The organism is Streptomyces sp. BL1, from assembly GCF_057628045.1.
In genome coordinates this window covers 4,904,353-4,931,130 of the sequence record NZ_JBXYWZ010000002.1, presented here as the reverse complement: position 1 = coordinate 4,931,130, position 26,778 = coordinate 4,904,353, and the positions used below count along the sequence as shown (strand labels likewise).

General features: G+C 71.3%; 24 protein-coding genes and 1 pseudogene. 11 read left to right on the top strand and 14 right to left on the bottom strand.

The features are described from left to right. Positions 1-39 precede the first annotated feature (39 nt). The 3 genes from AC3AGO_RS21635 to clpS form a co-directional block, all read right to left on the bottom strand. Positions 40-1,524 (bottom strand): amino acid permease, encoded by a 1,485-nt coding sequence (locus AC3AGO_RS21635; RefSeq protein ID WP_487821874.1) that lies wholly within the window; start codon positions 1,522-1,524, stop codon positions 40-42. Positions 1,525-1,889: 365 nt separating this feature from the next. Next, entirely contained in the window at positions 1,890-2,504 is a 615-nt protein-coding gene (locus AC3AGO_RS21630; RefSeq protein ID WP_487821873.1) for a DUF2017 domain-containing protein, read from the bottom strand. Position 2,505: 1 nt separating this feature from the next. Then, the gene (gene clpS, locus AC3AGO_RS21625; protein ID WP_487821872.1) at positions 2,506-2,817 is read right to left on the bottom strand and encodes an ATP-dependent Clp protease adapter ClpS; all 312 of its coding nucleotides are present in this window, start codon (positions 2,815-2,817) and stop codon (positions 2,506-2,508) included. A gap of 155 nt (positions 2,818-2,972) precedes the next feature. Between clpS and AC3AGO_RS21620 the strand changes: the two genes are divergently transcribed. Together AC3AGO_RS21620 and AC3AGO_RS21615 are read left to right on the top strand one after the other, a co-directional pair. Continuing rightward, a complete protein-coding gene (locus AC3AGO_RS21620; protein ID WP_487821871.1) occupies positions 2,973-4,301 on the top strand; it encodes a nicotinate phosphoribosyltransferase in 1,329 nt (442 codons plus the stop codon). Between the two features lie 80 nt (positions 4,302-4,381). After that, on the top strand, positions 4,382-4,969 hold the full coding sequence (locus tag AC3AGO_RS21615; protein ID WP_487821870.1) for an isochorismatase family protein: 588 nt from the start codon (positions 4,382-4,384) through the stop codon (positions 4,967-4,969). 37 nt (positions 4,970-5,006) lie between these two features. On the opposite strand, the gene AC3AGO_RS21610 is transcribed toward AC3AGO_RS21615, so the two are convergent. Continuing rightward, positions 5,007-5,273 (bottom strand): hypothetical protein, encoded by a 267-nt coding sequence (locus tag AC3AGO_RS21610; protein ID WP_487824751.1) that lies wholly within the window; start codon positions 5,271-5,273, stop codon positions 5,007-5,009. 890 nt (positions 5,274-6,163) lie between these two features. Between AC3AGO_RS21610 and AC3AGO_RS21605 the strand changes: the two genes are divergently transcribed. Beyond that, complete coding sequence (locus tag AC3AGO_RS21605) at positions 6,164-6,523, top strand: hypothetical protein (RefSeq protein ID WP_487821869.1); 360 nt, start codon at positions 6,164-6,166, stop codon at positions 6,521-6,523. A 4-nt stretch (positions 6,524-6,527) separates the two neighbouring features. Here the strand turns inward: AC3AGO_RS21605 and AC3AGO_RS21600 are convergent, their stop codons facing one another. Continuing rightward, positions 6,528-7,205, bottom strand: coding sequence for an RDD family protein (locus tag AC3AGO_RS21600; protein WP_487821868.1), 678 nt, complete (start codon positions 7,203-7,205; stop codon positions 6,528-6,530). Between the two features lie 106 nt (positions 7,206-7,311). After that, positions 7,312-8,841 carry an RDD family protein gene (locus AC3AGO_RS21595; RefSeq protein WP_487821867.1) on the bottom strand — a complete coding sequence of 510 codons (1,530 nt, stop codon included), beginning with the start codon at positions 8,839-8,841 and terminating at the stop codon, positions 7,312-7,314. A gap of 318 nt (positions 8,842-9,159) precedes the next feature. Between AC3AGO_RS21595 and AC3AGO_RS21590 the strand changes: the two genes are divergently transcribed. Together AC3AGO_RS21590 and AC3AGO_RS21585 are read left to right on the top strand one after the other, a co-directional pair. Further along, positions 9,160-9,642 (top strand): SsgA family sporulation/cell division regulator, encoded by a 483-nt coding sequence (locus AC3AGO_RS21590; RefSeq protein ID WP_487824750.1) that lies wholly within the window; start codon positions 9,160-9,162, stop codon positions 9,640-9,642. 97 nt (positions 9,643-9,739) lie between these two features. Next, positions 9,740-10,198, top strand: a complete 459-nt coding sequence (locus tag AC3AGO_RS21585) for a hypothetical protein (protein WP_487821866.1) — start codon at positions 9,740-9,742, stop codon at positions 10,196-10,198. Positions 10,199-10,273: 75 nt separating this feature from the next. Here AC3AGO_RS21585 and AC3AGO_RS21580 read toward each other — a convergent pair whose 3' ends face one another. Both AC3AGO_RS21580 and hppD read right to left on the bottom strand, forming a co-directional pair. Then, entirely contained in the window at positions 10,274-11,641 is a 1,368-nt protein-coding gene (locus tag AC3AGO_RS21580) for an FAD-binding oxidoreductase (RefSeq protein ID WP_487821865.1), read from the bottom strand. Between the two features lie 286 nt (positions 11,642-11,927). Then, positions 11,928-13,073, bottom strand: coding sequence for a 4-hydroxyphenylpyruvate dioxygenase (gene hppD, locus AC3AGO_RS21575; protein ID WP_487821864.1), 1,146 nt, complete (start codon positions 13,071-13,073; stop codon positions 11,928-11,930). A gap of 143 nt (positions 13,074-13,216) precedes the next feature. On the opposite strand from hppD, the pseudogene AC3AGO_RS21570 reads away from it, so the two are divergent. From AC3AGO_RS21570 to AC3AGO_RS21550, 5 genes and pseudogenes are all read left to right on the top strand, one after another. Next, positions 13,217-13,681, top strand: a pseudogene (locus tag AC3AGO_RS21570) (Lrp/AsnC family transcriptional regulator); the annotation flags it as partial. Between the two features lie 145 nt (positions 13,682-13,826). Beyond that, positions 13,827-14,474 (top strand): ABC transporter permease, encoded by a 648-nt coding sequence (locus AC3AGO_RS21565; protein ID WP_487821863.1) that lies wholly within the window; start codon positions 13,827-13,829, stop codon positions 14,472-14,474. 70 nt (positions 14,475-14,544) lie between these two features. Then, positions 14,545-15,771, top strand: coding sequence for a betaine/proline/choline family ABC transporter ATP-binding protein (locus tag AC3AGO_RS21560; protein WP_487824749.1), 1,227 nt, complete (start codon positions 14,545-14,547; stop codon positions 15,769-15,771). Then, entirely contained in the window at positions 15,768-16,598 is an 831-nt protein-coding gene (locus AC3AGO_RS21555; protein ID WP_487821862.1) for an ABC transporter permease, read from the top strand. Before AC3AGO_RS21560 ends, AC3AGO_RS21555 begins: the two co-directional genes overlap by 4 nt. Next, positions 16,598-17,599, top strand: coding sequence for a glycine betaine ABC transporter substrate-binding protein (locus AC3AGO_RS21550; protein ID WP_487821861.1), 1,002 nt, complete (start codon positions 16,598-16,600; stop codon positions 17,597-17,599). The genes AC3AGO_RS21555 and AC3AGO_RS21550 overlap by 1 nt, the downstream gene beginning before the upstream one ends. A 55-nt stretch (positions 17,600-17,654) precedes the next feature. Here AC3AGO_RS21550 and AC3AGO_RS21545 read toward each other — a convergent pair whose 3' ends face one another. From AC3AGO_RS21545 to AC3AGO_RS21520, 6 genes are all read right to left on the bottom strand, one after another. Further along, positions 17,655-18,485 (bottom strand): S16 family serine protease, encoded by an 831-nt coding sequence (locus AC3AGO_RS21545; protein ID WP_487824748.1) that lies wholly within the window; start codon positions 18,483-18,485, stop codon positions 17,655-17,657. A gap of 50 nt (positions 18,486-18,535) precedes the next feature. Continuing rightward, the gene (locus AC3AGO_RS21540; protein WP_487821860.1) at positions 18,536-19,180 is read right to left on the bottom strand and encodes an IclR family transcriptional regulator; all 645 of its coding nucleotides are present in this window, start codon (positions 19,178-19,180) and stop codon (positions 18,536-18,538) included. A 948-nt stretch (positions 19,181-20,128) separates the two neighbouring features. Then, positions 20,129-21,919: a DEAD/DEAH box helicase gene (locus AC3AGO_RS21535; RefSeq protein WP_487821859.1), complete on the bottom strand. Its 1,791-nt coding sequence runs from the start codon at positions 21,917-21,919 to the stop codon at positions 20,129-20,131. A gap of 142 nt (positions 21,920-22,061) precedes the next feature. Beyond that, the gene (locus AC3AGO_RS21530) at positions 22,062-23,315 is read right to left on the bottom strand and encodes a YeiH family protein (protein ID WP_487821858.1); all 1,254 of its coding nucleotides are present in this window, start codon (positions 23,313-23,315) and stop codon (positions 22,062-22,064) included. Then, complete coding sequence (locus AC3AGO_RS21525) at positions 23,315-23,914, bottom strand: cysteine dioxygenase family protein (protein WP_487821857.1); 600 nt, start codon at positions 23,912-23,914, stop codon at positions 23,315-23,317. The genes AC3AGO_RS21530 and AC3AGO_RS21525 overlap by 1 nt, the downstream gene beginning before the upstream one ends. Positions 23,915-24,035: 121 nt before the next feature. Then, on the bottom strand, positions 24,036-24,941 hold the full coding sequence (locus AC3AGO_RS21520) for a LysR family transcriptional regulator (protein ID WP_487821856.1): 906 nt from the start codon (positions 24,939-24,941) through the stop codon (positions 24,036-24,038). Between the two features lie 185 nt (positions 24,942-25,126). Between AC3AGO_RS21520 and AC3AGO_RS21515 the strand changes: the two genes are divergently transcribed. Beyond that, positions 25,127-26,701: an FMN-binding glutamate synthase family protein gene (locus AC3AGO_RS21515; protein ID WP_487824747.1), complete on the top strand. Its 1,575-nt coding sequence runs from the start codon at positions 25,127-25,129 to the stop codon at positions 26,699-26,701. Positions 26,702-26,778 lie beyond the last annotated feature (77 nt).

The window sequence follows — 26,778 nt, the reverse complement described above, 5'->3', positions numbered from 1 at the left end:
CGGTACGGTCCGGCCCGCTGTCGCGGTCCGCCGTGCGGGTCAGCCGTCCTCGCGGCCGCCCGACAGGGACCGCTCCCGGTCCGCCAGCCCCTTGCCGTTGCGGTGCGCGGCGGCACTGTCGCGGAAGAAGAGCATCCAGCCGAGGAGGAGCAGCACGCCCCAGCCCAGGCCGATGTAGAGCGAGATCCGGGCGACCGGGTCCAGGGCGACCACGACCAGCACGCCGGTGAGACACGCGAACGCGACCCAGCTGAGCACCGAGCCGCCCGGCGCCGGGAAGGACGAGGCGGGCAGCCGTCCCGCGACCACCTCGCGGCGGTACCGGATGTGGCTGAGCAGGATCATCATCCAGGTCCAGATGCCGCAGGCGGTGGACACCGAGGTGACGTACGCGAACGCCTCCTCGGGGACGACGTAGTTGAGGATCACGCCGACGCTCATGATGATCGCCGACAGGGTGATGCCGGTCGCCGGCGTCTTGCGGGAGTTGAGCCGGCCGAGGAGCTTCGGGGCCTCCGCGTTGGCCGCGAGGTCGCGCAGCATCCGGCCGGTGGAGTACATCCCGGAGTTGCAGGACGACAGGGCCGCGGTGAGCACCACGAAGTTCACGATGGAGGCGCCGAGCGGGATGCCGATCTTGGCGAAGGCGGCCACGAACGGGCTGGTGCCCTCGCTGAATTCGGTCCACTTGACCACGGCCAGGATCACCGAGAGGGAGCCGACGTAGAAGATGATGATGCGCCAGGGCAGGGTGTTGATCGCCTTGGGCAGGGTCTCCTTGGGGTTCTCGCTCTCGCCCGCGGTGACGCCGACGAGCTCGACGGCCAGGTAGGCGAACATGACGCCCTGGAGCGTCATCAGGCTGGAGCCGATGCCGTTCGGGAAGAAGCCGCCGTGTGCCGTGAGGTTGCTGACGCCGGCCGTGTCACCGGCCTCCGAGAAGCCGAGGGTGAGCACGCCGAGACCGATCACGATCATGCCGATGATCGCGGTGACCTTGACCATCGAGAACCAGAACTCGACCTCGCCGAAGATCTTCACCGAGATCAGGTTCACGCCGAAGAGCACCACGAGGAACACCAGGGCGCTGAACCACTGCGGGATCTCGGGGAACCAGAAGTGGATATAGATGGCCGCCGCGGTGAGCTCGGCCATACCGGTGACGACCCACATCAGCCAGTACGTCCAGCCGGTGACGAACCCGAAGAACGGGCCCAGGAACTCCCGGGCGTACTCGGAGAAGCTGCCGGAGACCGGCCGGTACATCAGGAGCTCGCCGAGCGCCCGCATGATGAAGAAGATGACGACGCCCGCGAGGGCGTACATCAGGATGATGCTGGGACCGGCCTTGACGATGTTCGCCCCGGCGCCCATGAAGAGACCGACGCCGATGGCCCCGCCGATGGCGATCATCTGGACCTGCCGGCTGCCCAGTCCCCGCTCGTAACCCTCGTCGACGGGTTCGGCGCCGTTGCCGCCCCCGCCTGTCGCTGCGGTGCTGTCCGCGACCCGCTCAGAGGTCATAAGTGTCCTGCGCCTTTCTCCATACCGACCCGGCATGTCCGGATCGGGTTCCGATCCCCCCGGATGGAGTCATCTGCTTGCCGACGGTCGGCCGGAACAGCACTCCGCCGGACGCAGGGGTGGCGCGGCCGACGCAGATCGTGCAGGTGTACCACGGAGCGAGACAACATCCTGTGGCACAGGTCACGCGCAAAACGGACAGCGGCGTAAATACGGCGCAGTACGCCGGGCGCTGTGATGTGTTCGTTAGTCGGGCGTTACTCCCCATATAGCGGAGATCACTGAGGGGTGACGGCCCGTCATTTCCATCCCGTGACAGCCGCGCGGGCGGCGTTTCCGGCCCGTTGCGGGGCGGTCGCCGAGGGCTACGGGAGGAGGGTCTCGACGAGGCTCTCCTGCAGCCCGCCGAGCCAGAGGTACGCCATGACCATCGGCTTCCGCGGATCGGAGTCGGGCAGCGAGTAGAGCCCGCCGCCGTCCTCGTCCTCGGTGACCTCCAGCCGGGTGCCGAGCGCGAGCCGCAGATCGTTCAGCGCGCCGAGCCACTGCCGGCAGTCGTCCTTGGCGAGCCGCAGCACCGCGCCCGCGTCGCCCGCCGGGGTGAGCGAGTCCAGCGCCCGTACGACGGTCAGGCCGTCCTCGCGCTTGGCGGTCCGCAGGTCGTTCTCCGTGAAGCGGCGGAACTCCGAGGACGCCTCGCGGGCTTCCTCGCTCTCGCCGCTCTCCGCGGCGGCCGGGCCGCTGCCGTACGCGTCGGGGAAGAGGCGCGCGAGCACCGGGTCGGACGGCGGCTCGGAGGGGCCCTCGGAGAACAGCGCGTCCAGCGGGTCCACGTCCTCGCCGGGGCCGTCGGCCGGCTCGTCGCCGGGTCCGATCAGCTCCAGGAGCTGCACGGTGAGGCTGCGCAGAATCGAGATCTCGACCTCGTCCAGCGCGATGGCCGCGCCGCCGTCGCCGGTCGGCTCGAAATATCCCGCCATCTCAGCGGTCCTGCTGCAGGGTCGCCCAGAGGCCGTAGCCGTGCATCGCCTGCACGTCGCGCTCCATCTCCTCGCGGCTGCCGGTGGAGACGACCGCGCGGCCCTTGTGGTGGACGTCCATCATCAGCTTCTTCGCCTTGTCCTTGGAGTAGCCGAAGTAGCTCTGGAAGACGTAGGTCACGTAGCTCATGAGGTTCACCGGGTCGTTGTGCACGACGGTGGCCCAGGGCACGTCCGGCTCGGGAACCGCGACGGGTTCCTCGGCGGATTCCGGGCGTTCGATCTCCGTGGGGGCGACACTCACGCGTCCCATGCTGCCACCCCCGAGGGCGGGTCGCGCAAACGGTCCCCGCTCCACGGAGGGACGGGCGCCCGGCGGAGGCGCCGCCGGGGGCACGGGCGGGGCGGCACGGCGGATCCGCGTGCCGATATCGTCACCCTGACGAGATCTGAGGTACGCTCACCTCCATGACTTCTGCGGACAGCGGACTGCCGATGCCGGTGCCGTCCACGGCGCTCTTCACCGACCAGTACGAACTCACGATGCTGCGGGCCGCGTTGCAGGCCGGGACCGCCGGACGGCACTCCGTCTTCGAGGTCTTCACCCGCAGGCTCCCCGAGGGCCGCCGGTACGGCGTGGTCGCCGGCACCGGCCGGGTGCTGGACGCGGTCGAGAACTTCCGCTTCGACGAGCAGCAGCTGGCCTTCCTGGAAGAGAACGGCGTCGTGGACGGGCCGACGCTGGAGTGGCTCGCCGACTACCGCTTCAGCGGCGACATCCACGGCTATCCCGAGGGCGAGGTCTACTTCCCCGGCTCCCCCGTACTGCGCGTCGAGGGCAGCTTCGGCGAGTGCGTGCTGCTGGAGACCGTGATCCTCTCGATCCTCAACCACGACTCCGCCGTGGCGGCCGCCGCCTCCCGGATGGCCGTGGCCGCGGGCGGCAGGCCGCTGATGGAGATGGGCGCCCGGCGCACCCACGAGCTGGCCGCGGTCGCCGCCTCCCGGGCCGCGTACGTCGGCGGCTTCGACTCCACGTCCGACCTGGCGGCCGGCTACCGGTACGGGATCCCCACCGTCGGCACCAGCGCCCACGCCTTCACCCTGCTGCACGACAACGAGCGCGACGCCTTCCGGGCCCAGGTCGACACCCTCGGCTCGGGCACCACGCTGCTGGTCGACACGTACGACGTGGCCGAGGCCGTACAGGCGGCCGTCGAGGTGGCCGGGCCCGGACTGGGCGCCGTCCGGATCGACTCCGGCGACCTGCTGCTGCTCGCCCACCGGGTGCGGCAGCAGCTGGACGAACTCGGCGCCAAGGAGACGAAGATCGTGGTGACGAGCGATCTCGACGAGTACGCGATCGGCTCGCTGGCGGCCTCCCCGGTGGACGCGTACGGCGTCGGCACCCAGCTGGTGACCGGCAGCGGCCACCCCACCTGCTCGATGGTCTACAAGCTCGTCGCGCGGGCCGGCTCTGACGCGCCGGACGCGCCGCTGCGGGCCGTCGCCAAGAAGTCGATGGGCGGCAAGTCCTCGGTGGGCGGGGCGAAATGGGCCGCGCGCCCGGTCGACGACGACGGCACGGCGGAGTCCGAAGTGGTCGGCACGGGACCCGTGCCGGACCACTTGCGGGACCGGCTGCTGCAGACTGAACTGGTGCGCGGCGGCGACGTCGTGGGCCGCGAACCCCTCTCGGCGGCCCGCGCACGGCACGCCGCGACGCTGGCCGGGCTGCCGATGTCGGCCACCCAGCTGTCGCGCGGCGAGCCCGTGCTGCCGACAGAGCACCTCTGAGCGATCCGAGGGATATGCCCGGTGCCGCCGGGCATGTGCTGTACAGGGATGTCCCCTACTCCGGCCGAAAGGTGTGCGCCATGCACCGGGCACTGATCGTCGTCGATGTGCAGAACGATTTCTGCGAGGGCGGCAGCCTTGCCGTCACCGGCGGCGCGGACGTCGCCGCCGCCATCACCGAGCTGATCGGGGACGCCTCCGCGGGGTACCGGTACGTCGTGGCCACCCGCGATCACCACATCGCCCCCGGTGACCACTTCGCCGAGCACCCCGACTTCGCCCACTCCTGGCCGCCGCACTGCGTGGCGGGCACGGAGGGCGTCGGCTTCCACCCGAACTTCGCGCCCGCCGTGGCGGCCGGAGCGCTCGACGCGGTCTTCGACAAGGGCGCGTACTCGGCGGCCTACAGCGGCTTCGAGGGCGCCGACGAGTACGGCACGCCGCTGGCGGACTGGCTGCGGGCCCGCCACGTGCGGGAGGTCGACGTGGCCGGGATCGCCACCGACCACTGCGTACGGGCGACAGGCCTGGACGCGGCCCGCGAGGGCTTCCGCGCCCAGGTCCTGCTCGACCTCACCGCCGGGGTGGCCGCGGCGACCACCGAACGCGCGCTGGAGGAACTCCGGGACGCCGGCGTGGAGTTGACCGGCAAGCCACTGGTGCAGTGACCTGCCGGAACCGCCGGACCGCGAGGCCTCCGGACCGCTAGGCCGCGCTCCGCAGCAGGGCCGCGATCGGGTGCCAGCGGCCCCGGTCGCCCTCCGGCGTGGCCCGCCACACCAGCCCGTCCGGATGGTGCAGCACCGCCGTGACCTCGTCGGGGGTCGGCGGCTCGCTGTTGCCGTTCAGATAGACGGCACGCATCCCCAGATTCCGCAGCCGGGTCAGGGCGCGGGAGCGGTTCAGCGCGTGCACGAGCACCCGGACCCGCGGCTCCTCACCGGGCCGGCGGGCCGCCTCCGCGGCCCGCACCGTGTGCGCCTCGTCGGCGTGCGCCGACCATCTGCGCCGCCGGTGCGGGTCGGGCACCGCGGCACGGCGCGCCGGCAGCAGAGCAGGGCGCGAACCGGGCCGCGGCAGGGTCAGTGCGACGACCACGCTTCCGTCGGGAAGCTCGGCGTATCCACCTCTGGACATGATCAACATCTCCCCCGCGAGACTTGCGACGAGGGACCCCGGTCGAGGTCCACAGGAGGCATCTAAACGCGATCGAGCGCCGTCCGCTAGGGGGGCTTCGGCCGATCATGTTTTGACCTGCAACGATGCAAATTAATTTACCGAGGCATTCACCTCAAGAGTGATCGTCGTACCGCACGCACCCCCTCCCCGCCCCCGCCGGACCCCCGAGTGGCCGGTTTCGATCGGTGCTGAGTGGGCGTTTTGCGGGGGTCTGCACTTTTACTCACAGCATGATCGCAAATGCTCAACTTCCGTGGCTTTTGCGAGAGTTCACTGACGGACTCCCCTGCTGGTCGTGGCGCCCGGCGGCCGTGAGCCCTCCCCTCGTCCGCCGAATTCCCAACGATACGCCCCCGCACGGAAGTTGACGGTCCGTCCTGCGTCGCGGCCGAACTCGCCGCTCTCACCCAGCCGTTGAACCAAGGGACCGTCAGATTACAAAAGCGAACATCATTCTGGCCACTGGCCAAGCCCCGGCGCCCGTCCGGCAGTTGGGACGCGAGGGGCGGCGTGCGCCAGTGCGCCCCCTGTGCCTCCACGGCGTGGGTAAGGTCACGCTTACCGGGCTGTCCGCGGGGGCATCGGCACCGTAGAGTCGTTCGGCGGCGCACCTTTTGTACCGGCTTGATCGCCGAGCGATCGGCTTCCGCATTCCACCCAGACTTCTGAGGACGGATCCCGCCATGCCGCGTCCGACCCCCGCACAGCTTGCCTACGGCTCCGTCACCGTCATCTTCTCCGGCCTCGCGATGCTGCTGCTGTCGCAGACCCGCTCGGGCCCCGGAATCGCGGTGATCGCCATCGTGGCCACCGCAGTCGGCGTGCTGGTCGCACTGACCGCGCCGGGCTTCCGTCTGATACGCCGCTCCCCCGCGCGCCGGGGCCCGGCACGGCAGCGGGCGCGGGCCGCCCGTACGGCGAACTCCGCGCCCACTGCCGCCTCTTCGGCCGGCGCCGCCTCCGCGGCCGCGCCGCAGCGCATCTCCGGCGCCGCGGCCCCGCGTGCCAACTCCGGGTCCAGGATGGCCGAACCCTCGCTCTGACCCGCTAACGGGCCGTGCCGGCCTCCTGGTCGGCTGACTGGTCAGCCGACACGACGACGGTCTTCGCGACCTTGTCGTGCAGGCACTGCCGGTACGGCTTGTCCCATGTGCAGAAGAGGACGTTCACCAGCCAGAACAGCGAGCCGATGCACGGGATGACCGGCGGCACCGAATAGGCCAGGGCCCGGAACCAGCCCGGACTCCCTTGCGGCACCTGGCCGTTCTGCAGCACCGCGACCCGGATCTTCACCAGCTTCTTGCCGAGCGTCTGGCCCGAGCGGGTCAGCATCAGGCCCTCGTAGACGAGATACACGAGCTGGTAGACGATCGACTGCGAGACCGTGTTGCCCGAGTCCCAGGGCGCCGCGTCGCCGCTCGCGGCCCCGTTCAGCAGCGCCATGACGATGCCCACGGGGATGCCGACAATGAGCGCGTCCACGATCCGCGCCAGCAGCCGCAGACCGCGCGAGGCCAGCGGGGGCATCCCGGCCAGCGGATCGGGCTCGCCGTACGGACTGCCGGCAGCGGCGCCGCCCCCGTACGGACTGCCCGAGTACGGGTCGCCGGAGTACGGGCTGCTGCCGGGATACGCCGTGCCGCCGCCCTCGGGGGGCGGCGGCAGGGGCGCGTGCGGGGGCTCCTGCTTGCGGAAGGGGTCGTTCTCGGGCTGCTCCGAAGTCATGGCCCGAGTGGATCTCCTGCCCGGCCCCGGCGCATCCGGCGGACGGCGTTGGGGGGAAGGCCCGTAGGCCGTACGGAGCAGCGGCCCGTACGGAACCGAGGGTCCGTCAGATACGGACTCCCCCGGTGTCCTTGGAGACGAACGTCCGGGCCGCCTTGTCGTGCCAGCACTGCCGCCAGGGGCGGTCGAAGACGCACCAGAGGACGTTGACGACACCGACCGCGACGGCGCCCAGCACGCCGTACACCAGCCAGCGGCGCAGGGCGGCGCCGAAGTCCGGGGTGTCCTGCCGCTCGACGTCGAGCACCTTCAGCCCGAACAGCTTCTTGCCGAGGGTGTGGCCCCAACGGGACGTCGGCAGCACCTCGTAGAGCAGTCCGAAGGCGATCAGCACGGCGAGGACGATCGCGAGATAGACGCCGGTGGTGCCGTCGATCAGCCAGACCCGCTCCGTCCTGCCGGACATCCGGACGGCGTCGATCTTCTCCTGGATGTGTGCCGTGGCCTGGCCGAGGAAGGGCACGGTGACGGCCGCGGCCACGGCGCCGGTGAGGACGTTGTCCACGAGCCGGGCCGCGAAGCGCTTGCCCAGCCCGGCGGGGCGGGCCTGGTCCAGGGACATCTGGGCGAAGGGGTCGTTGACCGGCGGCTTCCACGGCGTGACCGGCTCCTGCGCCTGCGCCGGGCTCTGCTGCTGCGCCGGGCCCTGCTGCTGGGGCGGAAGGGCGGCGGCCGACGGGGAGTTGGCGCCGACGGGGGCGCCGCCGGACTGGGCGGCGAGGTCGTGCACCTGCTGGGCCCAGTGCTGCTGTTGCGGCGGTGCGGCCTGCTGCTGCGGTGGTGCGGACGGCTGTTGCTGCGGCTGCGGGGCCTGCTGCTGTTGCGGCGGGACCTGCTGGGGCTGTTGCTGCTGGGGCTGGGGCTGCGACTGCTGCTGCGGCGGGGCCTGTTGGGCCGGGGCCTGCTGCTGTACGGGCTGCTGCGGCGGGTGCTGCGCGGCCTGCTGATGCTGCGGCTGCTGGGGCGCCTGCGGGGGCTGCGCGGTCTGGTCGGGCACCCCCGGGGCCGTCGCGGCGGGCGGACCCTGCTGCGCGCCCTGGGAGTTGAGGACATCGGAACGGCGCAGCCCCACCGTGTGCTCGGGCACGGCCGCCGGAGCCTGACCACCCTGCTCCTGCTGCCTCTTGAGCTGCTGCGGGCTGAGGGCCCGCATCTGGAACGTGCCGCCCTCGGGCACCCGGCCGCCGGCCTCCTCGGCGCCGGGACCCTCCTCGCCGTGCCGGCCCCAGGAGATCCGCTCCTCGCGCTGCCCCGCGAAGCCGTCCTGGCGTGCCGCGTCCGCCTGCCAGGCGGTGGACGGCTCCTGGCCCGCCATCTCTCCGGCGTCCTCGTCCAGGAAGACCGGGCCCGTCTCCTCGGCGGGGGCGGGCTCGGCGGCGGTGGGCGGCGGCGCGGCCTGCGAGGCCGCTGCGGAGGGCGGCGCCGGGAGCGGTTCGCCCTCGCGCGGGGCGGGACGGCTGGTGCCGGGCACCCAGGCGGCGCCGTTCCAGTAGCGGACATATCCGGGAATGGACGGGTCCGGGTAGTAACCGGCGCTGGGGCTGCCGCTGGCGGATCCTGAGGGAGGCGCACTCATGATGTCCGGGTCCCGTATCTGTTCGACTGTGGTGTCGGCGTGTGGCGTAGGCGGCACTCCGCCGCCGTGCGGTGAAGCGCGGACGCGAAGCGCAAGGTCCACATCTACCAGACCCGTACGGCCCACGGCCCGCCCGAACGCCCGCTTCAGCCTTCCGGAGAGACAACCTCACACGGCGCCGCGGGACTCCGCGCGAAAAGAACTGAGAAAAGTCGTGTAAGGATCCGCGCCCCGCGCTCTCTCCCCAGTGCACGCCGCCTCCAGGCGGCACCGGATGAGAAGGAGAAGGTCGTGAACGAGCACGAAGGGGCGCAGCACATGCACACGGTGGTCGAACGCGAACTCGAACTCAGGCTCGTGCTCTCGCCGGAGCGCAGCATCCCCGTTCCCGCGCGGCTCAGCTATGCCAGCGACGACCCGTACGCGGTGCACGTGGCCTTCCACACCGGCAGCTCGCACCCCGTCCACTGGACGTTCGCGCGCGAGCTGCTCGTGGAGGGGGTCTTCCGGCCGTGCGGGCAGGGCGACGTGCGGGTGTGGCCGACCAAGGTGAACGACCGGAGCGTCATCTGCATGGCGCTGACCTCGCCGGACGGTGACGCGCTGCTGGAGGCGCCGGCGACGGCGGTGTCGGCGTGGCTGGAGCGCACGCTGCGTGTGGTGGCGCCCGGGCAGGAGGCGGAAGTGCTGGGAATCGACGAGGCGTTGGCCGATCTGCTCACGCCGACGCCGAGCGACGATCTGTATCTGCGCGACCCGTGGCCCTCGGACGAATCCGGCCCCGAAGAGGCGGGTGCCTGAGCCGGTGCGATGTGTTCCGGCCGTAACAGCGGCGGATTCCCCGGAGATTATCCGGATTCCGGCCCAAGGCGATGCGGAATCCGTCACCATTCCGGGCATGCCAGAGGAGGAGGACCGGGCAGTATGCCGCACGGAGGCGGAGCCGGTGCACGACACGGCGGCGCCGGATCCGGCGCCGCACACGGACAGCGGGGACAGGACGAACGTGATCGGTAGAGACCCGGAGGGCACGGGCGGTGACGAGGACGCCGCCCGGCTGCGGGTGTGGGAGCACCTCGCGGATCTGGCCGAACGGCTGGATCCGGATTCCTTCCAGTTGTTCCTGAAGGTGCTGAGCGGGGTCAACGAGGCATTCGCGCGGCGGGACAGGCGCGTGGAGATCAAGCTGTCCCCGCAGGACATGGAGTTGTACACGCCGCAGTTGCGGCGGGAGCTGACGGCACTGATGGAGAAGGCGAGTTTTCCGGCGAACCGCATCGTCGCGGAAATCGTCCCCGTCAGTGCCGGCAGCGAGCAGCGCGGCGCCGTGGCCCGCGCTCACGAGCGAGAGGCGTGAGCGCGGGCTCCCTGCGGAGCGGTAGTGGACTCAGCCGCGGAGCGGTGAACAGCACAGCCGTGAACGCGGTCGCGGTCAGAACAGTTTGCCGGGGTTCAGCAGCCCGAGCGGGTCGAAGACTTCCTTGATTCCGCGCTGCATCTCGACGCCCACCGGGCCGATTTCGCGCGCCAGCCATTCCTTCTTCAGTACGCCCACGCCGTGTTCGCCCGTGATGGTGCCGCCGAGTTCCAGGCCGAGGCCCATGATCTCGTCGAAGGACGCGCGGGCCCTGCGTGACTCGTCCTCGTCCGTGGGGTCGAAGCAGACGGTGGGGTGGGTGTTGCCGTCGCCCGCGTGCGCGCAGACGCCGATCGTCAACTGGTGCTTCTCGGCGATCGCCGCGGTGCCCTCCAGCAGGTCCGCGAGCCGGGAGCGCGGTACGCAGACGTCGTCGATCATCGACGTCCCGGTGATGGCCTCCAGCGCCACCAGCGCCTGACGGCGGCCCGCCAGCAGCATCTCCGACTCGGCATGGTCCTCGGCCGGCACGACCTCGGTGGCCCCGGCCGCGGCGCAGAGCTCGCCCACGGCGGCCAGGTCGGCGGACGGGTCCGGGGAGTCGAAGGCGGCCAGGAGCAGCGCCTCGGTGGACTCCGGAAGGCCCATCTTCGTCAGCGAGTTGACCGCGCGCAGCGTCGTACGGTCCATGAGTTCGAGCAGCGAGGGGCCGTAGCCGCCCTCCATGATCCGGCACACCGCGTCGCAGGCGGCGGCAGCGGAGGGGAACTCGGCGGCGAGCGCGAGCTGTTGGGGCGGTTCCGGCTTGAGCGCGAGCGTGGCCCGCACGACGATGCCGAGGCTGCCCTCGGCGCCGACGAACAGCCGGGTGAGGTCGTATCCGGCAACGCCCTTGGCCGTGCGGCGGCCCGTGGACATCAGCCGGCCGTCGGCGAGCACCACGTCGAGGCCGAGGACGTACTCGGCGGTGACGCCGTACTTCACGCAGCACAGTCCGCCGGAGGCGGTGCCGATGTTGCCGCCGATGGTGCACATTTCCCAACTGGAGGGATCCGGCGGGTAGTAGAGGCCGTGCTCGTTGACCGCGCGGGACAGCGCGGCGTTCACGACGCCGGGTTCGACGACGGCGACCCGGTCGACCGGGTTGATCTCCAGGATCCGGTTCATCCGGGTGAGGGAGAGGACGATGCAGCCCTCGCTGGCGTTGGCGGCCCCGGACAGTCCCGTACGGGCGCCCTGCGGCACGACGGGGACGCGCAGTGCGGTGGCGGTGCGCATGACGTGCTGCACCTCTTCCGTGCCGCGCGGCAGCACGACGGCGGCCGCGGCGCCCGCCTCGCAGAAGCTGGCCATGTCGTGGGAGTACGAACGGACCACGTCGGGGTCGGTGAGCACCGCGTCGTCCGGCAGCCCGTCCCGCAACCGGCTGAGAAGATCACTCATGTCCTCAGCGTCGCACCGCGTGGCGTCCGCCGGAAGACCGTGAGAGAGCGCCGTTTCCGCGTGGTCCGGCCCATGTTCGGCCGCCCGAACGCAGGGCCCGCCGCCCGCCGGTACGAGGTCGACGTCGCCCCTTCACGGCGCGCTCGGCACCTTCGGCCGCATACCGCCGGCCGGACGGGTACGGGGTCCGTACCGCTGCGGCGGACTGGAGGGACGATGCGTGTCCCTCCAGTCCTCACTTCGGCGTGTGCAGGGGCGCCCCTCATCGGATCACCCCGCGGACGCGTCACAGGTTGCCGCGGCGTTCCTGTTCGCGCTCGATGGCCTGGAAGAGGGCCTTGAAGTTGCCCTTGCCGAAGCCCATCGAGCCGTGCCGCTCGATGAGTTCGAAGAAGACCGTCGGCCGGTCCTGAACGGGCTTGGTGAAGATCTGCAGCAGATAGCCGTCCTCGTCGCGGTCGGCGAGGATCTGCATCTCGCGCAGCGTCTCGACCGGGACGCGGGTCTCGCCGACCCACTCCCCCAGCGCGTCGTAGTAGGAGTCCGGCACGTCCAGGAAGCGCACGCCCGCGGCGCGCATGGCGCGCACGGTGGCGACGATGTCGTTCGTGGCGAGCGCGAGGTGCTGGACGCCGGGGCCGCCGTAGAACTCCAGATACTCGTCGATCTGGGACTTCTTCTTCGCCGGGGCGGGCTCGTTCAGCGGGAACTTCACCTTGCGGGTGCCGTCCGCGACGACCTTCGACATCAGGGCGCTGTACTCGGTGGCGATGTCGTCGCCGACGAACTCCTTCATGTTGGTGAAGCCCATGACGCGGTTGTAGAAGGCGACCCACTCGTCCATCCGGCCGAGTTCGACGTTGCCGACGCAGTGGTCGATCGCCTGGAACCGCCGCGCGCCGGGCTCGACGAGGGGCTCGGCCGCCGCGTACCCGGGCAGGTACGGGCCGTCGTAGCCGGAGCGCTCCACGAGGGTGTGCCGGGTCCTGCCGTACGTGGCGATGGAGGCGAGGACGACGGTGCCGTGCTCGTCCTTCTCCTCGTGCGGCTCCTCGATGCCGACGGCGCCGTTCTCGACGGCGTGGGCGTAGGCGCGCCGCGCGTCGGGGACCTCGACGGCCAGGTCGATCACGCCGTCGCCGTGCTCGGCGACGTGACCGGCCAGGAACCGGCCCCAGTCCGTCGCGGGTTTGATCACCGAGGTGAGCACGAAGCGCGCGGAGCCGGATTCGAGGACGTAACTCGCGGTCTCGCGGCTGCCGTTCTCCGGTCCCGCGTAGGCGACCAGCTTCATGCCGAAGGCCGTGGAGTAGTAGTGGGCCGCCTGCTTGGCGTTGCCGACGGCGAAGACGACCGCGTCCATCCCCTTGACCGGGAACGGGTCGGTGTCACGGGGGGCCGTACCGGGGGCTGCGTGGGTGGTCTCAGTCATGCCGGAAGGCTCCCGCCGATCCACAAGGTGCGCAATACTTCGCGCATTCACTGGACAGTCTGCTCAGTAGAGCCGTGCAATTACTGGGCGTTCTGCACAAGCTGTCCACGCCCACTCAGGGGTCGACTACGGAGGGACAGGCCATGGGCATCGATCGGCTCGACGGTCAGCTGCTCGAACTCCTTGCGGAGGAGCCGCGGATCGGCGTACTGGAGGCCTCCCGGCGGCTCGGGGTCGCGCGCGGCACCGTGCAGGCCCGGCTGGACCGGCTGCAGGCGTCCGGGGTGATCCGCGGCTTCGGCCCGGACGTGGAACCGGCCGCGATCGGCTATCCCGTCACCGCCTTCGCGACCCTGGAGATCCGGCAGGGCCAGGGGGCGGACGTACGGGCCCACTTGGCGACGGTGCCGGAGGTGCTGGAGCTGCACACGACGACCGGACAGGGCGACATGCTGTGCCGGCTCGTCGCCCGGTCCAACGCCGATCTTCAACGCGTCATCGACCGGGTTGTCGGCTTTGATGGGATCATGCGCGCTTCGACGGCGATCGCCATGGAGAACCCCATTCCCTTCCGGGTCGTCCCGCTGGTGCGCCAGGCCGCCGGAGCCACCGGGGCGGAAACCTGTCTTGACAACGAGCCGGTAACAACTGTGCGTAAACCGCAGGCCACGGGGCAGGTGCCTTCACCGGCGAGCGCCCGCGGACCGCTCCGCGCCCGGAGTGACACCTGAACAGAACGTAGGGAGAGGCCCAGTGAACTTCTGGGAATACCTCGGCAGCAGGCATGCCCAGCTGCTGACGGACTCGCTCCAGCATGCGAGCGCGGTTTTCCAGTGCATGGTGGCCGCCACGGTCATCGGCGTACTGGTGGGTGTGCTGACCTACCGCAGCGAGTGGGCCGGGAATCTGGCCACCACCGCCACGGCCTCCATCCTGACCGTTCCCTCGCTGGCGCTGATCGGCCTGCTGATCCCCGTCGTCGGGCTCGGCGTGATGCCCACCGTCATCGCCCTCACCCTGTACGGGCTGCTGCCCATCGTGCGGAACGCCATCGTCGGGCTGCGCGGCGTGGACCCCGCGCTCGTCGACGCGGCGCGCGGCATCGGCATGTCCCGCGTGACGCAGCTGCTGCGGGTCGAACTCCCGCTGGCCTGGCCGCCGATCCTCACCGGCATCCGCGTCGCGACACAGATGCTGATGGGCATCGCCGCGATCGCCGCCTTCGCCTCGGGCCCCGGCCTGGGCAACCTCATCTTCCGCGGCGTCGCCTCGCTGGGCAGCGCCAACGCCCTGAACCAGGTGCTCGCGGGGACGCTCGGCATCGTCGTCCTCGCGCTGCTCTTCGACGCCGCGTACGTCCTCATCGGACGTCTGACCATCCCGAGGGGGATCCGTGCCTGACCCGACACCTGCCGGCGCCACACCTGCGAACGGTGCGCACAGTACGACCGGTACGGCCGGTGTGAACGGCATGCCCGGCGCGAACGGCGCCTCCGGGGCGACGATCCAGCTGGAGGGGCTGACGAAGCGCTACCCCGGCTCGCCGTCCGCCGCCGTGGACAACGTCTCCATGGAGATCAAGGCGGGTGAACTCGTCGTCTTCGTCGGCCCGTCCGGCTGCGGCAAGTCCACCACCCTCAAGATGATCAACCGGCTGATCGAGCCCACCGGGGGCCGCATCCGGATCAACGACGAGGACGTCACCGACATGGACGCGGTGAAGCTGCGCCGCAAGATCGGTTACGCGATCCAGTCGTCGGGGCTCTTCCCCCACATGACCGTCGCGCAGAACATCGCGCAGGTCCCCAAGATGGCCGGCTGGTCGAAGTCCGCCATCAAGGCCCGCGTCGAGGAGATGCTGGACCTCGTCGGCCTCGACGCCGGCGAGTTCCGCAACCGCTACCCGCGGCAGCTGTCCGGCGGCCAGCAGCAGCGCGTCGGCGTGGCCCGCGCGCTCGCCGCCGACCCGCCCGTACTGCTGATGGACGAGCCGTTCGGCGCCGTCGACCCGATCACCCGGGACCATCTGCAGGACGAACTGATCCGGCTGCAGCGCGAACTGCGCAAGACCATCGTCTTCGTCACCCACGACTTCGACGAGGCCATCAAGCTCGGCGACCGGATCGCGGTGCTCCGCGAGCAGTCGCACATCGCGCAGTTCGACACCCCCGAGGCCATCCTCACCAACCCAGCGGACGACTTCGTCTCCGGCTTCGTCGGCGCGGGCGCCGCCCTGAAGCGGCTCAACCTCACCCGCGTACGGGACGTCGGCGTCGTCGACTTCCCCACCGCGAGCATGGACGAGCCGCTGCAGACCATCTTCGACCGGCTGCGCAACGGCCCCTTCAACGAGGTGCTGCTGCTCGACAAGCACCAGCGGCCGTTCAAGTGGCTGCGCCGGGGCGACATCATGCGCGCCAAGGGCTCCCTGGCGCGGGCCGGTTCGCCGGTGAACGACACCGTGACCCGCGACGCCACCCTGCGCGACGCGCTGGAGGCGGTGCTCACCGACAACGCGGGCCGCGTCGCCGTCACCGGACGCCGGGGCGAGTACACCGGCGTCGTCGACATGGAGACACTGATGAACTCGGTGCACGAACTCCTCGACGCCGACCGGATGGACGCCACCGAGCACCAGCACCTCCTGGAGGAGCAGCAGATCCGGCAGACGCATGCCGCGCAGGAGGGCCTCTCGTGAGCGGCACGCTGGAACGGGACACCGGCCCCGGCGAGGAGCGTGCCCCCGACGAGGAGCCGCCCCGCGAGGAGGCCGCCGGCCGCCTGCCGGCCCGGATCACCTGGCGCAAGCTGACCGTGCTGCCGTCCGTCGTGGCGGTGGCACTGCTGGCGACCTGGCTGTGGTTCCGGGGCGCCGACCTGGACTCCATCGCGCGGAACGCGCTGGCCGACGGCAACGTACAGACCCGGCTGTGGCAGCACGTCGAACTCACCGCCGTCTCCACGTTCTTCGTGCTCGTCAGCGCGATCCCGCTGGGCATCGCGCTGACCCGGAAGACGTTCCGCAAGGCCAGCCCGGTCGCCATGGCCCTCGCCAACCTCGGCCAGGCCATCCCCTCCCTCGGCCTGCTCGTACTGCTGGTGTTCTGGCTGAGCATCGGCTCCAGTACGGCCATCGTCGGCATGGTCGTCTACGCCGTGCTGCCCGTGCTGGCCAACACCATCGCCGGGCTGCGCGCCATCGACCCCGGCCTGGTGGAGTCCGCCAAGGGCATCGGCATGTCCCCGCTGGGCGTGCTCACCAAGGTCGAACTGCCGCTGGCGGTACCGCTGATCCTCGCCGGCGTACGGAACGCGCTCGTGCTGAACGTCGGCACCGCCACCCTGGCCACCTTCATCGGCGGCGGCGGACTCGGCGACCTGATCGCCGCGGGCATCACCACCCAGCGGATGCCGGTACTCGTCCTCGGCTCGCTGCTCACCGTGGCGCTGGCCCTGATCGTCGACTGGCTGGCCTCGCTCGCCGAACTGCTGCTGCGCCCGCGCGGCCTGGAGGGAACGTCCTGATGCGCACGCCCCGTTCTCGCACCTTCGCGCGGACGCGCAGGGCGGCGACGGCCGCCGGAGCCGCGGCGCTCGCCCTCGTACTGGGCGGCTGCGGGCTGGTCAGCGGCAGCCCCATGACCGACGACGTACGGCCCGGCAGCGTCGGCCAGGGCGAACCGCTCGAGGGCGCCGAACTGACGGTGACGTCCAAGGAGTTCACCGAGCAGATCGTGCTCGGCCAGATGCTGGGGCTGCTCTTCGAAGCCGCCGGCGCCAACGTCGTGGACCGCACCAGCATCCAGGGCTCCATCGGCGCCCGCGAGGCCGTCAGGTCGGGCACGGCGGACGCCATGTACGAGTACACCGGCACCAGTTGGATCACCTACCTCGGGCACGCGAAGCCGATCCCGGACAGCAAGAAGCAGTACGAGGCGGTGCGCAAGGAGGACGCCGGCGAGGGGATCAGCTGGCTGCCGCCGTCCACGCTGAACAACACCTACGCGCTGGCCGTGAACAGTGAGGTGCGCGAGAAGTACGGCGTGAAGACGCTCTCCGACGTGGCGGAGCTGTCGCGGAAGAACCCGAAGGCCGTGACGCTGTGCGCGGACAACGAGTTCGCGTCCCGCGACGACGGGCTGAACGGAATGATGAAGGCGTACGGGATGAGGATCCCCGCCGCGAACGTGCACAAGATGAGCAGCGGCGTCGTCTACACGCAGACGGCGAAGGGCTCGCCCTGCACGTTCGGCGTGGTCTTCACCACCGACGGCCGGATCCCCGCGATGAAGCTCCATGTCCTCGCGGACAACGGGCACTTCTTCCCGAACTACGACGCCGCGCCGGAGATCAACAGCGCGACGCTGAAGAAGCATCCGGAGATCGCGCAGGTGCTGGGTCCGGTCACGGAGGCGCTGAACAACAAGGAAGCGCAGAAGCTCAACGCGAAGGTGGACGTCGACGGGCAGGACCCGCACGACGTCGCCAAGGACTGGCTGGTGGAGAAGGGCTTCATCAAGGACTGACGCGGGGCGGGCGGGGCGTTTCCGGCCCCGCCTGTGCTTTCCGCTCTGCCCCGGGTCAGGGGCAGGACGGGACCTTGCCGCCGTCCTTCAGCGCCTTGAGGGAACCGGCCGCTCCGTGCAGGCTGCTGACCGGGATCAGCCGCAGCCCCTCGGGCAGTCCGGCCTTCGCGTCCTTGCACTCCGCCTTGGGCACCAGGAACACCGAAGCGCCGTCCCGCTTGGCCGCCTTGGTCTTCAGCGGGACGCCGCCCACCGCGCCGACCTTGCCGGACGCGTCGATGGTGCCGGTGCCGGCGATCGTACGGCCGCCCGTCAGCCCTCCGCCGCTGCCGTCGCCGTCCAGCTTGTCGATGATGCCCAGCGAGAACAGCAGGCCCGCGCTGGGCCCGCCGACATCGGCCAGCCGCAGCCGTACGTCCACGTCCTCCGGCGACCTGTGCAGCTCGTTCAGCGCGGCCTTGACGGCGATGTCCTGGGACTTCTTCATCTCGGCCTTGTTGTACTTCTCGGCCTCGGCAGTGCTGTCGCCCCCGGGGTAGACGGCGTCGCGCGGCATCGCCGCACGGTCCTCGCGGAACCAGCCCCGTACGAGGTCCGGCAGCCGCACCGTCGTGTCGGGCGCCGTCGCGGCGATCGTCACCATGCGCAGCTGGCCGCCGTCCTTGCCGGCGGCATCCTTGCCGGAACTGCCCTTGCCGGCGGCGTCCTTGTCCGCGGCGCCGCCGACCGTGATGACGGGCTTGCCCTTGTTCTCACCGAGCACGTCGGCGGTCAGGCCCGGCTGTGCGAGCGAGAACGGCAGCGGCGCGGTGGCGACGACCGCCCCCAACGCCACCACGGGTACGGCGCAGATCGCGAGCGTACGGCGGCGCGGGGTCAGTCGCATTCGGCTGGTACGAGTCGTCACCCCTGCAATCTAGACGACGCGCCGCGCCGTCACCGAAGCGCGTCCGCCACCTCCTGCGCCGCATGCACCACACGCTCACCGACCTGGTCGGGCACCGAGTCCGCGAGCATCACGACACCGACGCTGCCCTCGATGCCCGTCACCCCGAGCACGGGGGCCGCGGCGCCGCTGGCGCCCGCCTCCAGCTCGCCGTGGGTCAGCTCGTACGGGGCGCGGCGCTGCTGGTCGGGCACGCGGCCCGAGAGGATGGCCCGGCCCGCGGCGCCCCGGTCCAGCGGGTGCCGGAAGCCCGGGCGGTACGCCACGTGATAGTCCGTCCAGCTCGGTTCGACGACGGCAACGGCCAGGGCCTCGGTGCCGTCGACGAGCGTGAGGTGTGCGGTGGCGCCGACGTCCTCCGCGAGCGCGCGGAGCGCGGGGAGCGCCGCCTCGCGCACGAGCGGGTGGACCTGGCGGCCCAGGCGCAGTACGCCGAGCCCGACCCTGGCGCGGCCGCCCAGGTCGCGGCGGACCAGGGCGTGCTGTTCCAGGGTCGCCAGCAGGCGGTACACGACGGTGCGGTTGACGCCGAGCTTGTTGGACAGCTCGGTCACGGTCAGGCCGTGGTCGGTGTCGGCCAGCAGTTTGAGGACACGCAGTCCTCTGTCGAGCGTCTGAGAAGTCTCCGCGGTCACGACGCTCCCCCCTCCTCGGGTGAGTGCCGGCGGATGGCGCGGGGGTCGGCACTGCCCGTCCCGTCACGGCAGCGCGGCGCCAGCTACCGCCGGTCGCGGTGGCTGCGCTCCGCGGCGACGCTGCCACGGCGCGTGTGTGAGCGGCAACTTAGCGATCCTCACCGCTCACCGGAAGACTCTGTCCAGAATCCGGTCAACGGGTCCTCTACGCGAGGCGGCTCCGCGCCACGAAAACCCGCCCCCCGGTTCGGCCACGGCGGGACGGCGCGGGAGGGGCTCCCCCTCTCATTCCGCCGCAGCGCGTTCGCCCCCCGGCGGGGGTGGCGCGTGAAGGGCGAGCCCCTTCATTCCGCCGCAGCGGAGGGTGCGTTGAGCGGGGCGCTCCCGGCGGGGCAGCGCGGGCCACGCTGAGGCCGCCGGGCGGATCCGCGGGACGGCTCGCCGCTGCGGCGGAGAAGGATGCGGCGGCATCTCCGGCGGGGCCGCCCCGGCCCGGCGGGGCGCGAGCGGCCTCCGCTGCCAGGGCGCGCGTTCGCCCCGGTGGGGCGGCACGGGAGGGGCTCCCCCTCTCATTCCGCCGCAGCGGAAGGTGCGTTCAGCGGGGCGCTCCCGGCGGGGCAGCGCGGGCCGCGCTCAGACCGCCGGGCGGGGCCGCTGGGCGGATTGCCGCTGCGGCGGAGAAGAGGTGGCCTCCCGCCACCACGGGGCACGTTCCGCCGCCGTGGCGCGCCTTCGCCCCCGGCGGGGCGGCACGGGAGGGGCTCCCCCTCTCATTCCGCCGCAGCGGAAGGTGCGTTCAGCGGGGCGCATCCGGCGGGACAGTGCGGGGCGCGCTCAGACCGCCGGGCGGATCCGCGGGGCGACTTGCCGCTGCGGCGGGGAGAGGTGGCGGTCTCCCCGCCCCGCTGGGCTGATTGCCGCTGCGGCGGGGAAGAGGCGCGGGGGGCGTTAGTGCATTTTGGTGGCCCATTCTCGGACCTTGGTGATGCGTTGTTCGAGTTGGCCCGCTGTCGCCTCGGCTGACGGCGGGCCACCGCAGACGCGGCGGAGCTCGTTGTGGATGACGCCGTGGGGCTTGCCGCTCTGGTGGACGTAGGCGCCGACCAGGTTGTTCAACTGCTTGCGCAGCTCCAGCAGTTCCTTGTGGGTGACCACGGGCCGCCGCTCGGCCGGCAGCTCGACGAGGTCGGCCTCGTGGTCGGGCCGCTTCTTGCTGTGCGAGATCTGCTTCGACTGCCGCCGCTGGAGCAGCATCTGCACCTGGTCGGGCTCCAGCAGTCCGGGGATGCCGAGGTAGTCCTGCTCCTCCTCGCTGCCCGGGTGCGCCTGCATGCCGAACTCGGCGCCGTCGTACATCACCCGGTCGAAGACCGCGTCGGACTCCAGCGCCTCGAAGGGCAGCTGCTCCTGGTCGCCGGTGTCCTCGTCCTGCTCCTGTTCGGCCTCCTTGAGCAGGTCGGCCTCTTCCGCGTACGGGTCCTCGTCCTTGTCCTTCTTCGGCTTGTCGAGGACGTGGTCCCGCTCCACCTCCATCTCGTTGGCCCAGGTCAGCAGCATCGGGATGGTGGGCAGGAAGACGGACGCCGTCTCGCCGCGGCGCCGGGACCGTACGAATCGGCCGACGGCCTGGGCGAAGAACAGCGGCGTGGAGATGGTCGTGGCGTACACGCCGACCGCGAGCCGCGGCACGTCCACGCCCTCCGAGACCATCCGCACCGCGACGAGCCATCTGTCGTCCGAATTGCGGAAGTTCTCGATGCCGTCCGAGGCGCCTTTGTCGTCGGAGAGGACGACGGTCGGCTTGCTGCCGGAGATCTCGCGGAGCAGCTTCGCGTACGCGCGGGCCGACTCCTGATCACTCGCGATCACCAGCCCGCCCGCGTCCGGGATGGCCTTGCGCACCTCGGACAGCCGGTTGTCGGCGGCGCGCAGCACCGCGGGCATCCACTCGCCCTTCGGGTCGAGCGCGGTGCGCCACGCCTGGGAGATCGCGTCCTTCGTCATCGGCTCGCCGAGCCGCGCCTCGATCTCGTCGCCGGCCTTCGTACGCCAGCGCATGTTGCCGCTGTACGAGAGGAAGATGACGGGTCGCACGACACCGTCGGTGAGCGCGTCGCCGTAGCCGTACGTGTAGTCGGCGACGGAGCGGCGGATGCCCTCGGCGTCCTCCGCGTAGTCGACGAACGGGATCGGGTTCGTGTCGGAGCGGAAGGGCGTACCGGTCAGCGCGAGCCGGCGGGTCGCCGGTTCGAACGCCTCCTGGCAGGCCTCGCCCCAGCTGCGGCTGTCGCCGGCGTGGTGGATCTCGTCGAGGATGACGAGGGTCTTGCGCTGCTCGACGCGGTTGCGGTGCAGCATCGGGCGGACGCCGACACCGGCGTAGGTGACCGCGACGCCGTGGAACTCCTTGCCGAGCGGGCCCGCGCTGTAGTCCGGGTCCAGCTTGATCCCTATCCGGGCCGCGGCCTCCGCCCACTGCTTCTTCAGATGTTCGGTCGGCGCGACGACGGTCACCTGCTGCACGAAGTGGTGGTGCATCAGCCAGGAGGCCAGCGTGAGCGCGAAGGTCGTCTTGCCCGCGCCAGGGGTCGCCACCGCGAGGAAGTCGCGGGGCTGCTGTTCGAGGTACGAGTCCATCGCCGCCTGCTGCCATGCGCGCAGCTTGTTGGCAGTGCCCCAGGGAGCACGGCCGGGGAAGGCGGGCGACAGGTGGGTGTTGGACGTGGGCGTGGTAGTCACGGTCTCCGTCGGGGTCGGCAACGGGTCGAAGCAACCGCGTCAGCCTACCCGTGCCCCCACCCGCTCTTACGGGTGACGTAGCGCAGTTCCGCCCGGATGGGATTCAGCTCACACGGCGGGCGGCGTCCGTACGGGCCCGGTGTCACGTGGTGAGCAGCACGCCCGCGTACGACACGCCCGCGATCACCACCCAGGAGCACAGTCCGAGCGCGGCGACCCTGCCGCCGGTACGGGCCAGCGAGGGCAGGTGCACGGCGCTGCCGAGCCCGAAGAGGGCGGCGGCGAGCAGCAGTTCCTGTACGGTCTGCGCGCTGTCGAGCACCCCGTGCGGGACGGGTACGACAGTGCGTACGGCAACCATGGCGAGGAAGCCGAGGACGAAGAGCGGGACGAGCGGCGGCTGTTTGGTGCGCGGTCCGGTGCGTACGGGTGCGCGGTTTCCGTGTCGTACGGAGGTGTCCCCGTGCCGTACGGAGGTGTCCTCGCGGCGGGCTTTCGCGCGCTGCCGTGCGGACAGGACAACTGCCGCGACCAGGGGTGCCAGCAGGGCGACGCGCATCAGTTTGACCAGAACGGCCTGCCCCAGTGCGTCGGGTCCCGCTGTCTGGGCGGTGGCGACGACCTGTCCTACGTCGTGCACTCCGGCACCGACCCAGCGGCCGAACTGTCCGTCGTCCAGGCCGAGTGGCTGGTGCAGCAGGGGCAGTACGGCGATGGCGAGCGTGCCGCACAGGGTGACGAGGGCGACGGAGGTGGCGACGTCGCGCCGGTCGCTCTCGCGTACCTCGCCGACGGCGCCGATGGCGGACGCGCCGCAGATCGAGTAGCCGGTGGCGATCAGGAGCGGCTGGTCGCCGGGCAGGCCGAGCCTGCGGCCCAGCCACAGCGTGCCGGTGAACGTGGCCGCGACCACCACGCACACCATGCCGACGGTCGCCCATCCGATGCCGAGCACGTCGCCGACGCTCAGTTTCAGTCCGAGCAGCACGATGCCGAGCCGCATCAGCCGCTTGCCGGCGACCGAAAGGCCGGGCCGGGCCAGGCCGTTCACCAGGCCGCGCAGGCCCGGCAGATGGGCGGCGCAGATGCCGAGCACCACGGCGGCGGTGAGCATCGGCACGGCGGGTATCAGCAGATGCACCGCGGACGCCGCGGCGACGCCGAGCGCGGCGAGGGCCAGCCCGGGAAGTCTGCTGCGCGCCGTGCTGCTCGTACGGGTCGCACGGGAGCCCGCACGCGTGCCGGAGCGGACACGGGGCACGTTCCGGGTACGGGAGCCGGTCCGCGTACGGGAGCCGGTCCGCGGGTGGTCGGTGTGCTTCCCCGCGCGCTCCCCGGCCTGTGCTGCCGCGCGCTCTCCGTCCGGTGCTGCCGCGCGCTCCCCCAGCAGCGCCATCAGCGGTCGGCCGGCAGTTCGTACACGCGGCGCACACTGGTGCCGAGGCGGGAGATGTCGGCGCCGTAGATGTGCAGCGAAACGGCCGTCTCCGTACAGCCGTTCCACACCCGGTGGATGTCGCCGGGCGGGGCGAAGCCGCACACCGCGCCCTGCGGATTGACCACGTCCTCGGTCGCCACGAGCCGCGCGCTCTCGCCGGCGGCGCCGGCGGGCAGCAGCCGGTAGCGGCGCTCGTGCTCCTCGCCCCGGTGCACGCCCGTGACGCACCAGGAGACGTGATCGTGGATGGAGGTGTACTGGCCGGGCAGCCAGACGAGGGCGACGAGCGAGAAGCTGCCGTCCGGTTCGGCGTGCAGAAGGTGCTGGCGGTAGCGCTCGGGGTCGCCCTCGCACTGTGCGGGCGTGAGCAGCCCGTCGGCGCCGAGGTGCGGGGCGAGCTTCTCGCCCACCAGATAGGACGTCACATCCGGCGGCAGGCCCCGTCCGACGGCGTCACGGACGTCCCCGACGAGCGCGTCGAGCCGTCCGGTCCGGCGAAGGGCCGTCGTGGAGCCGTTGGAACCCGTTGAACCCGTTGAACCCGTCAAAGTGGCCATGCCAGGAGCGTGCGGCCGCCCGTCCATCACGTCCAACGACGGTTTCTTCGCCGTACCCGCACAACTGCTTATGGGTCACCGGTGGCTGACGGGCCGTCCGCGGTGTGCGCCGGAGGACCGGTCAGCAGCCGACCCGGTTCGCCGCCGCGGTCCGCAGCTCGTCCAGCACGAGGGCCGTGGCCGGGATGTCCAGATGCTCGCGCAGTACGTACGCGGAGACCTGCCGGCGCGAGGCCGGATCGAGGGCGCGCCCCGTCACCTTCTCGTGCACCAGGAACGACAGCACGAGGCCCGGCATCATGGCGATACCGAGCCCCTCGGCGACCAGACTCTGCACGACGAGGATGTCGTCCGTGGTGAAGGCGATGTCGGGGGCGAAGCCCAATTCGGCGCACTCGTGCAGGAAGTTGGCCCGGCAGCGCAGACAGCCGGCGATCCAGCGCTCGTCCGACAGTTCGTCCAGCCGCACCGCACGGCGCCGCGCCATCGGGTGCCCGGTCGGCATCAGAACGGTCAGCTGGTCCTCCAGGAGCGGGATGCCGACGACCTCTTCCGGCACCTGTTCGTGCAGCCCGGGGTAGGTGAAGGCGAGGGTGATGTCGCACTCGCCGCGCACCACGCGGCGCAGCGACTCGGGCGGCTCCTCCTCCTGGAGCTCCACCCGTACGCCGGGGTGCTCGCTCGCCAGCCGGGCGAGCGCCTCCGGTACGAGGGTCGCGCCGGCACTGGGGAACGCGCACACGCGGACCCGTCCCGCACGCAGCCGCGTGAGGGCGGACATCTGCTGCTGCGCCGTCGCCATGCTGTCGAGGATCGTGGTGGCGTGCCGGGCCAGCGCCTCGCCCGCCTCGGTCAGCCGCATCGACCGGCCGACGCGGATGAACAGCGGCGTGCCGACGTCCCGTTCGAGGGCCTTCATCTGCTGCGTGATGGCGGGCTGGGTGTACCCGAGGGCGCGTGCGGCTGCGGTGTACGACCCGGTGCGCACGACTTCGTGGAACGTCCGTATGTGCCGCGAGTCGAACATGCCCGCACCATAAGCAGATTTTGGTGCGCCGGACATCTTCCCCGGCGCTGCTGCCGGGGAGGAGGGTGCGCTCCGTGATGAGCTGTCGGCTGCGCCGCGACCGGCCGCACACTCGCCGGCTGCACGTTCGCCGACAAGGAGGTACCCGGGTGCAGTTCCTGCATCACCGCCACGGCACGGCACTGCTGGTGGGCGTCCTGGTTCTGGTGACGGCGGGCGCCGTGTGGGCCGCCGTCGCGGGCAGTCCGTTGTGGTGGATCGCCGCGGCTCCGCTGCTGGCCTGCTCGCTGGCCGGTACGTACGACGTACTGCAGCGGCGGCACTCCGTCCTGCGCAACTACCCGGTCCTGGGACACCTGCGCTACCTGCTGGAGAGTCTCCGTCCCGAGCTCCAGCAGTACTTCATCGAGCGGGACTTCGACGGCCGCCCCTTCGACAGGGAGACCCGGTCGACCGTGTACGAGCGGGCCAAGGGCACCGCCGACCAGGACCCCTTCGGCACCGAAAGGTCCGTCTACCAGCCGGGTTACGAGTTCTTCGTGCACACGGTGACGCCCCGCCCGGCGCCCGAGGAACCGTTCCGCGTGCAGGTCGGCGGACCGCACTGCACGAAGCCGTACGACATGGCGCTGCTCAACGTGTCCGCCATGAGCTTCGGCTCACTGTCCGGCAACGCGATCCTCGCCCTCAACCGCGGTGCGGCGGAGGGCCGTTTCGCCCACGACACGGGCGAGGGCGGCATCTCCGACTACCACCTGCGGTACGGCGGCGACCTCGTGTGGGAGATCGGCACCGGCTACTTCGGGTGCCGTACGGACGACGGGGGCTTCCACGAGGGCGAGTTCGCGCGCAAGGCGGCATGGGACTCGGTGCGCGCCGTGTCGCTGAAACTGTCGCAGGGCGCCAAGCCGGGCGTCGGCGGAGTGCTGCCCGGCGGCAAGGTCACCGCCGAGATCGCCCGCGTACGGGAGGTGCCGCAGGGCAGGACTGTCGTCTCCCCCTCCTACCACCGGGTCTTCTCCACCCCGCGCGAACTGGTGCGCTTCCTGGGCCGCATGAGGGAGCTCGCCGGCGGCAAACCGGTCGGCTTCAAACTGTGCGTCGGACGGCGGCGCGACGTGCTGGCGATCTGCAAGGCCATGCTCGACGAGGACCTCACACCGGACTTCATCGTCGTCGACGGCGCCGAGGGCGGTACGGGCGCGGCCCCGCTGGAGTTCGTCGACCACATCGGCGTCCCGCTCACCGAGGGGCTGAACACCGTGCACAACGCGCTCGTCGCCACCGGCCTGCGGGACCGGATCAGGATCGGCGCGAGCGGCAAGGTGGCCACAGGTTCCGACCTCGTCAAACGCCTTGTGCAGGGCGCCGATTACACCAACGCCGCCCGCGCGATGATGTTCGCCGTCGGCTGCATCCAGTCCCAGCGGTGCCACGCCAACACCTGCCCGGTCGGCGTCGCCACCCAGGACCCGCGGCGCGCGCGGGCCCTGGACGTGGCCGACAAGTACGCGCGGGTGCGGCGCTTCCAGGACGCTACGGTGCGCAGCGCGCTGGACATCATGGCGTCCCTCGGCTGCGACTCCCCCGAGCAGCTGCGCCCCCACCATCTGTACCGGCGCACGGCACCGCACGCGGTCGCCTCGTACGCCGACCTGTACGACTGGCTGGAACCGGAGGCGCTGCTGAACGGCGGCGACGTGCCGGGCCCTTGGGCCGCGGACTGGGACGCGGCGGAACCGGACGCGTTCACGGCGTGAGGCCGGACCGCACGGCGTGAGGCGGACCGCACGGCGTACGGACCGCCTCACGGTGCTGAGACCCCTCACGGAGCTGA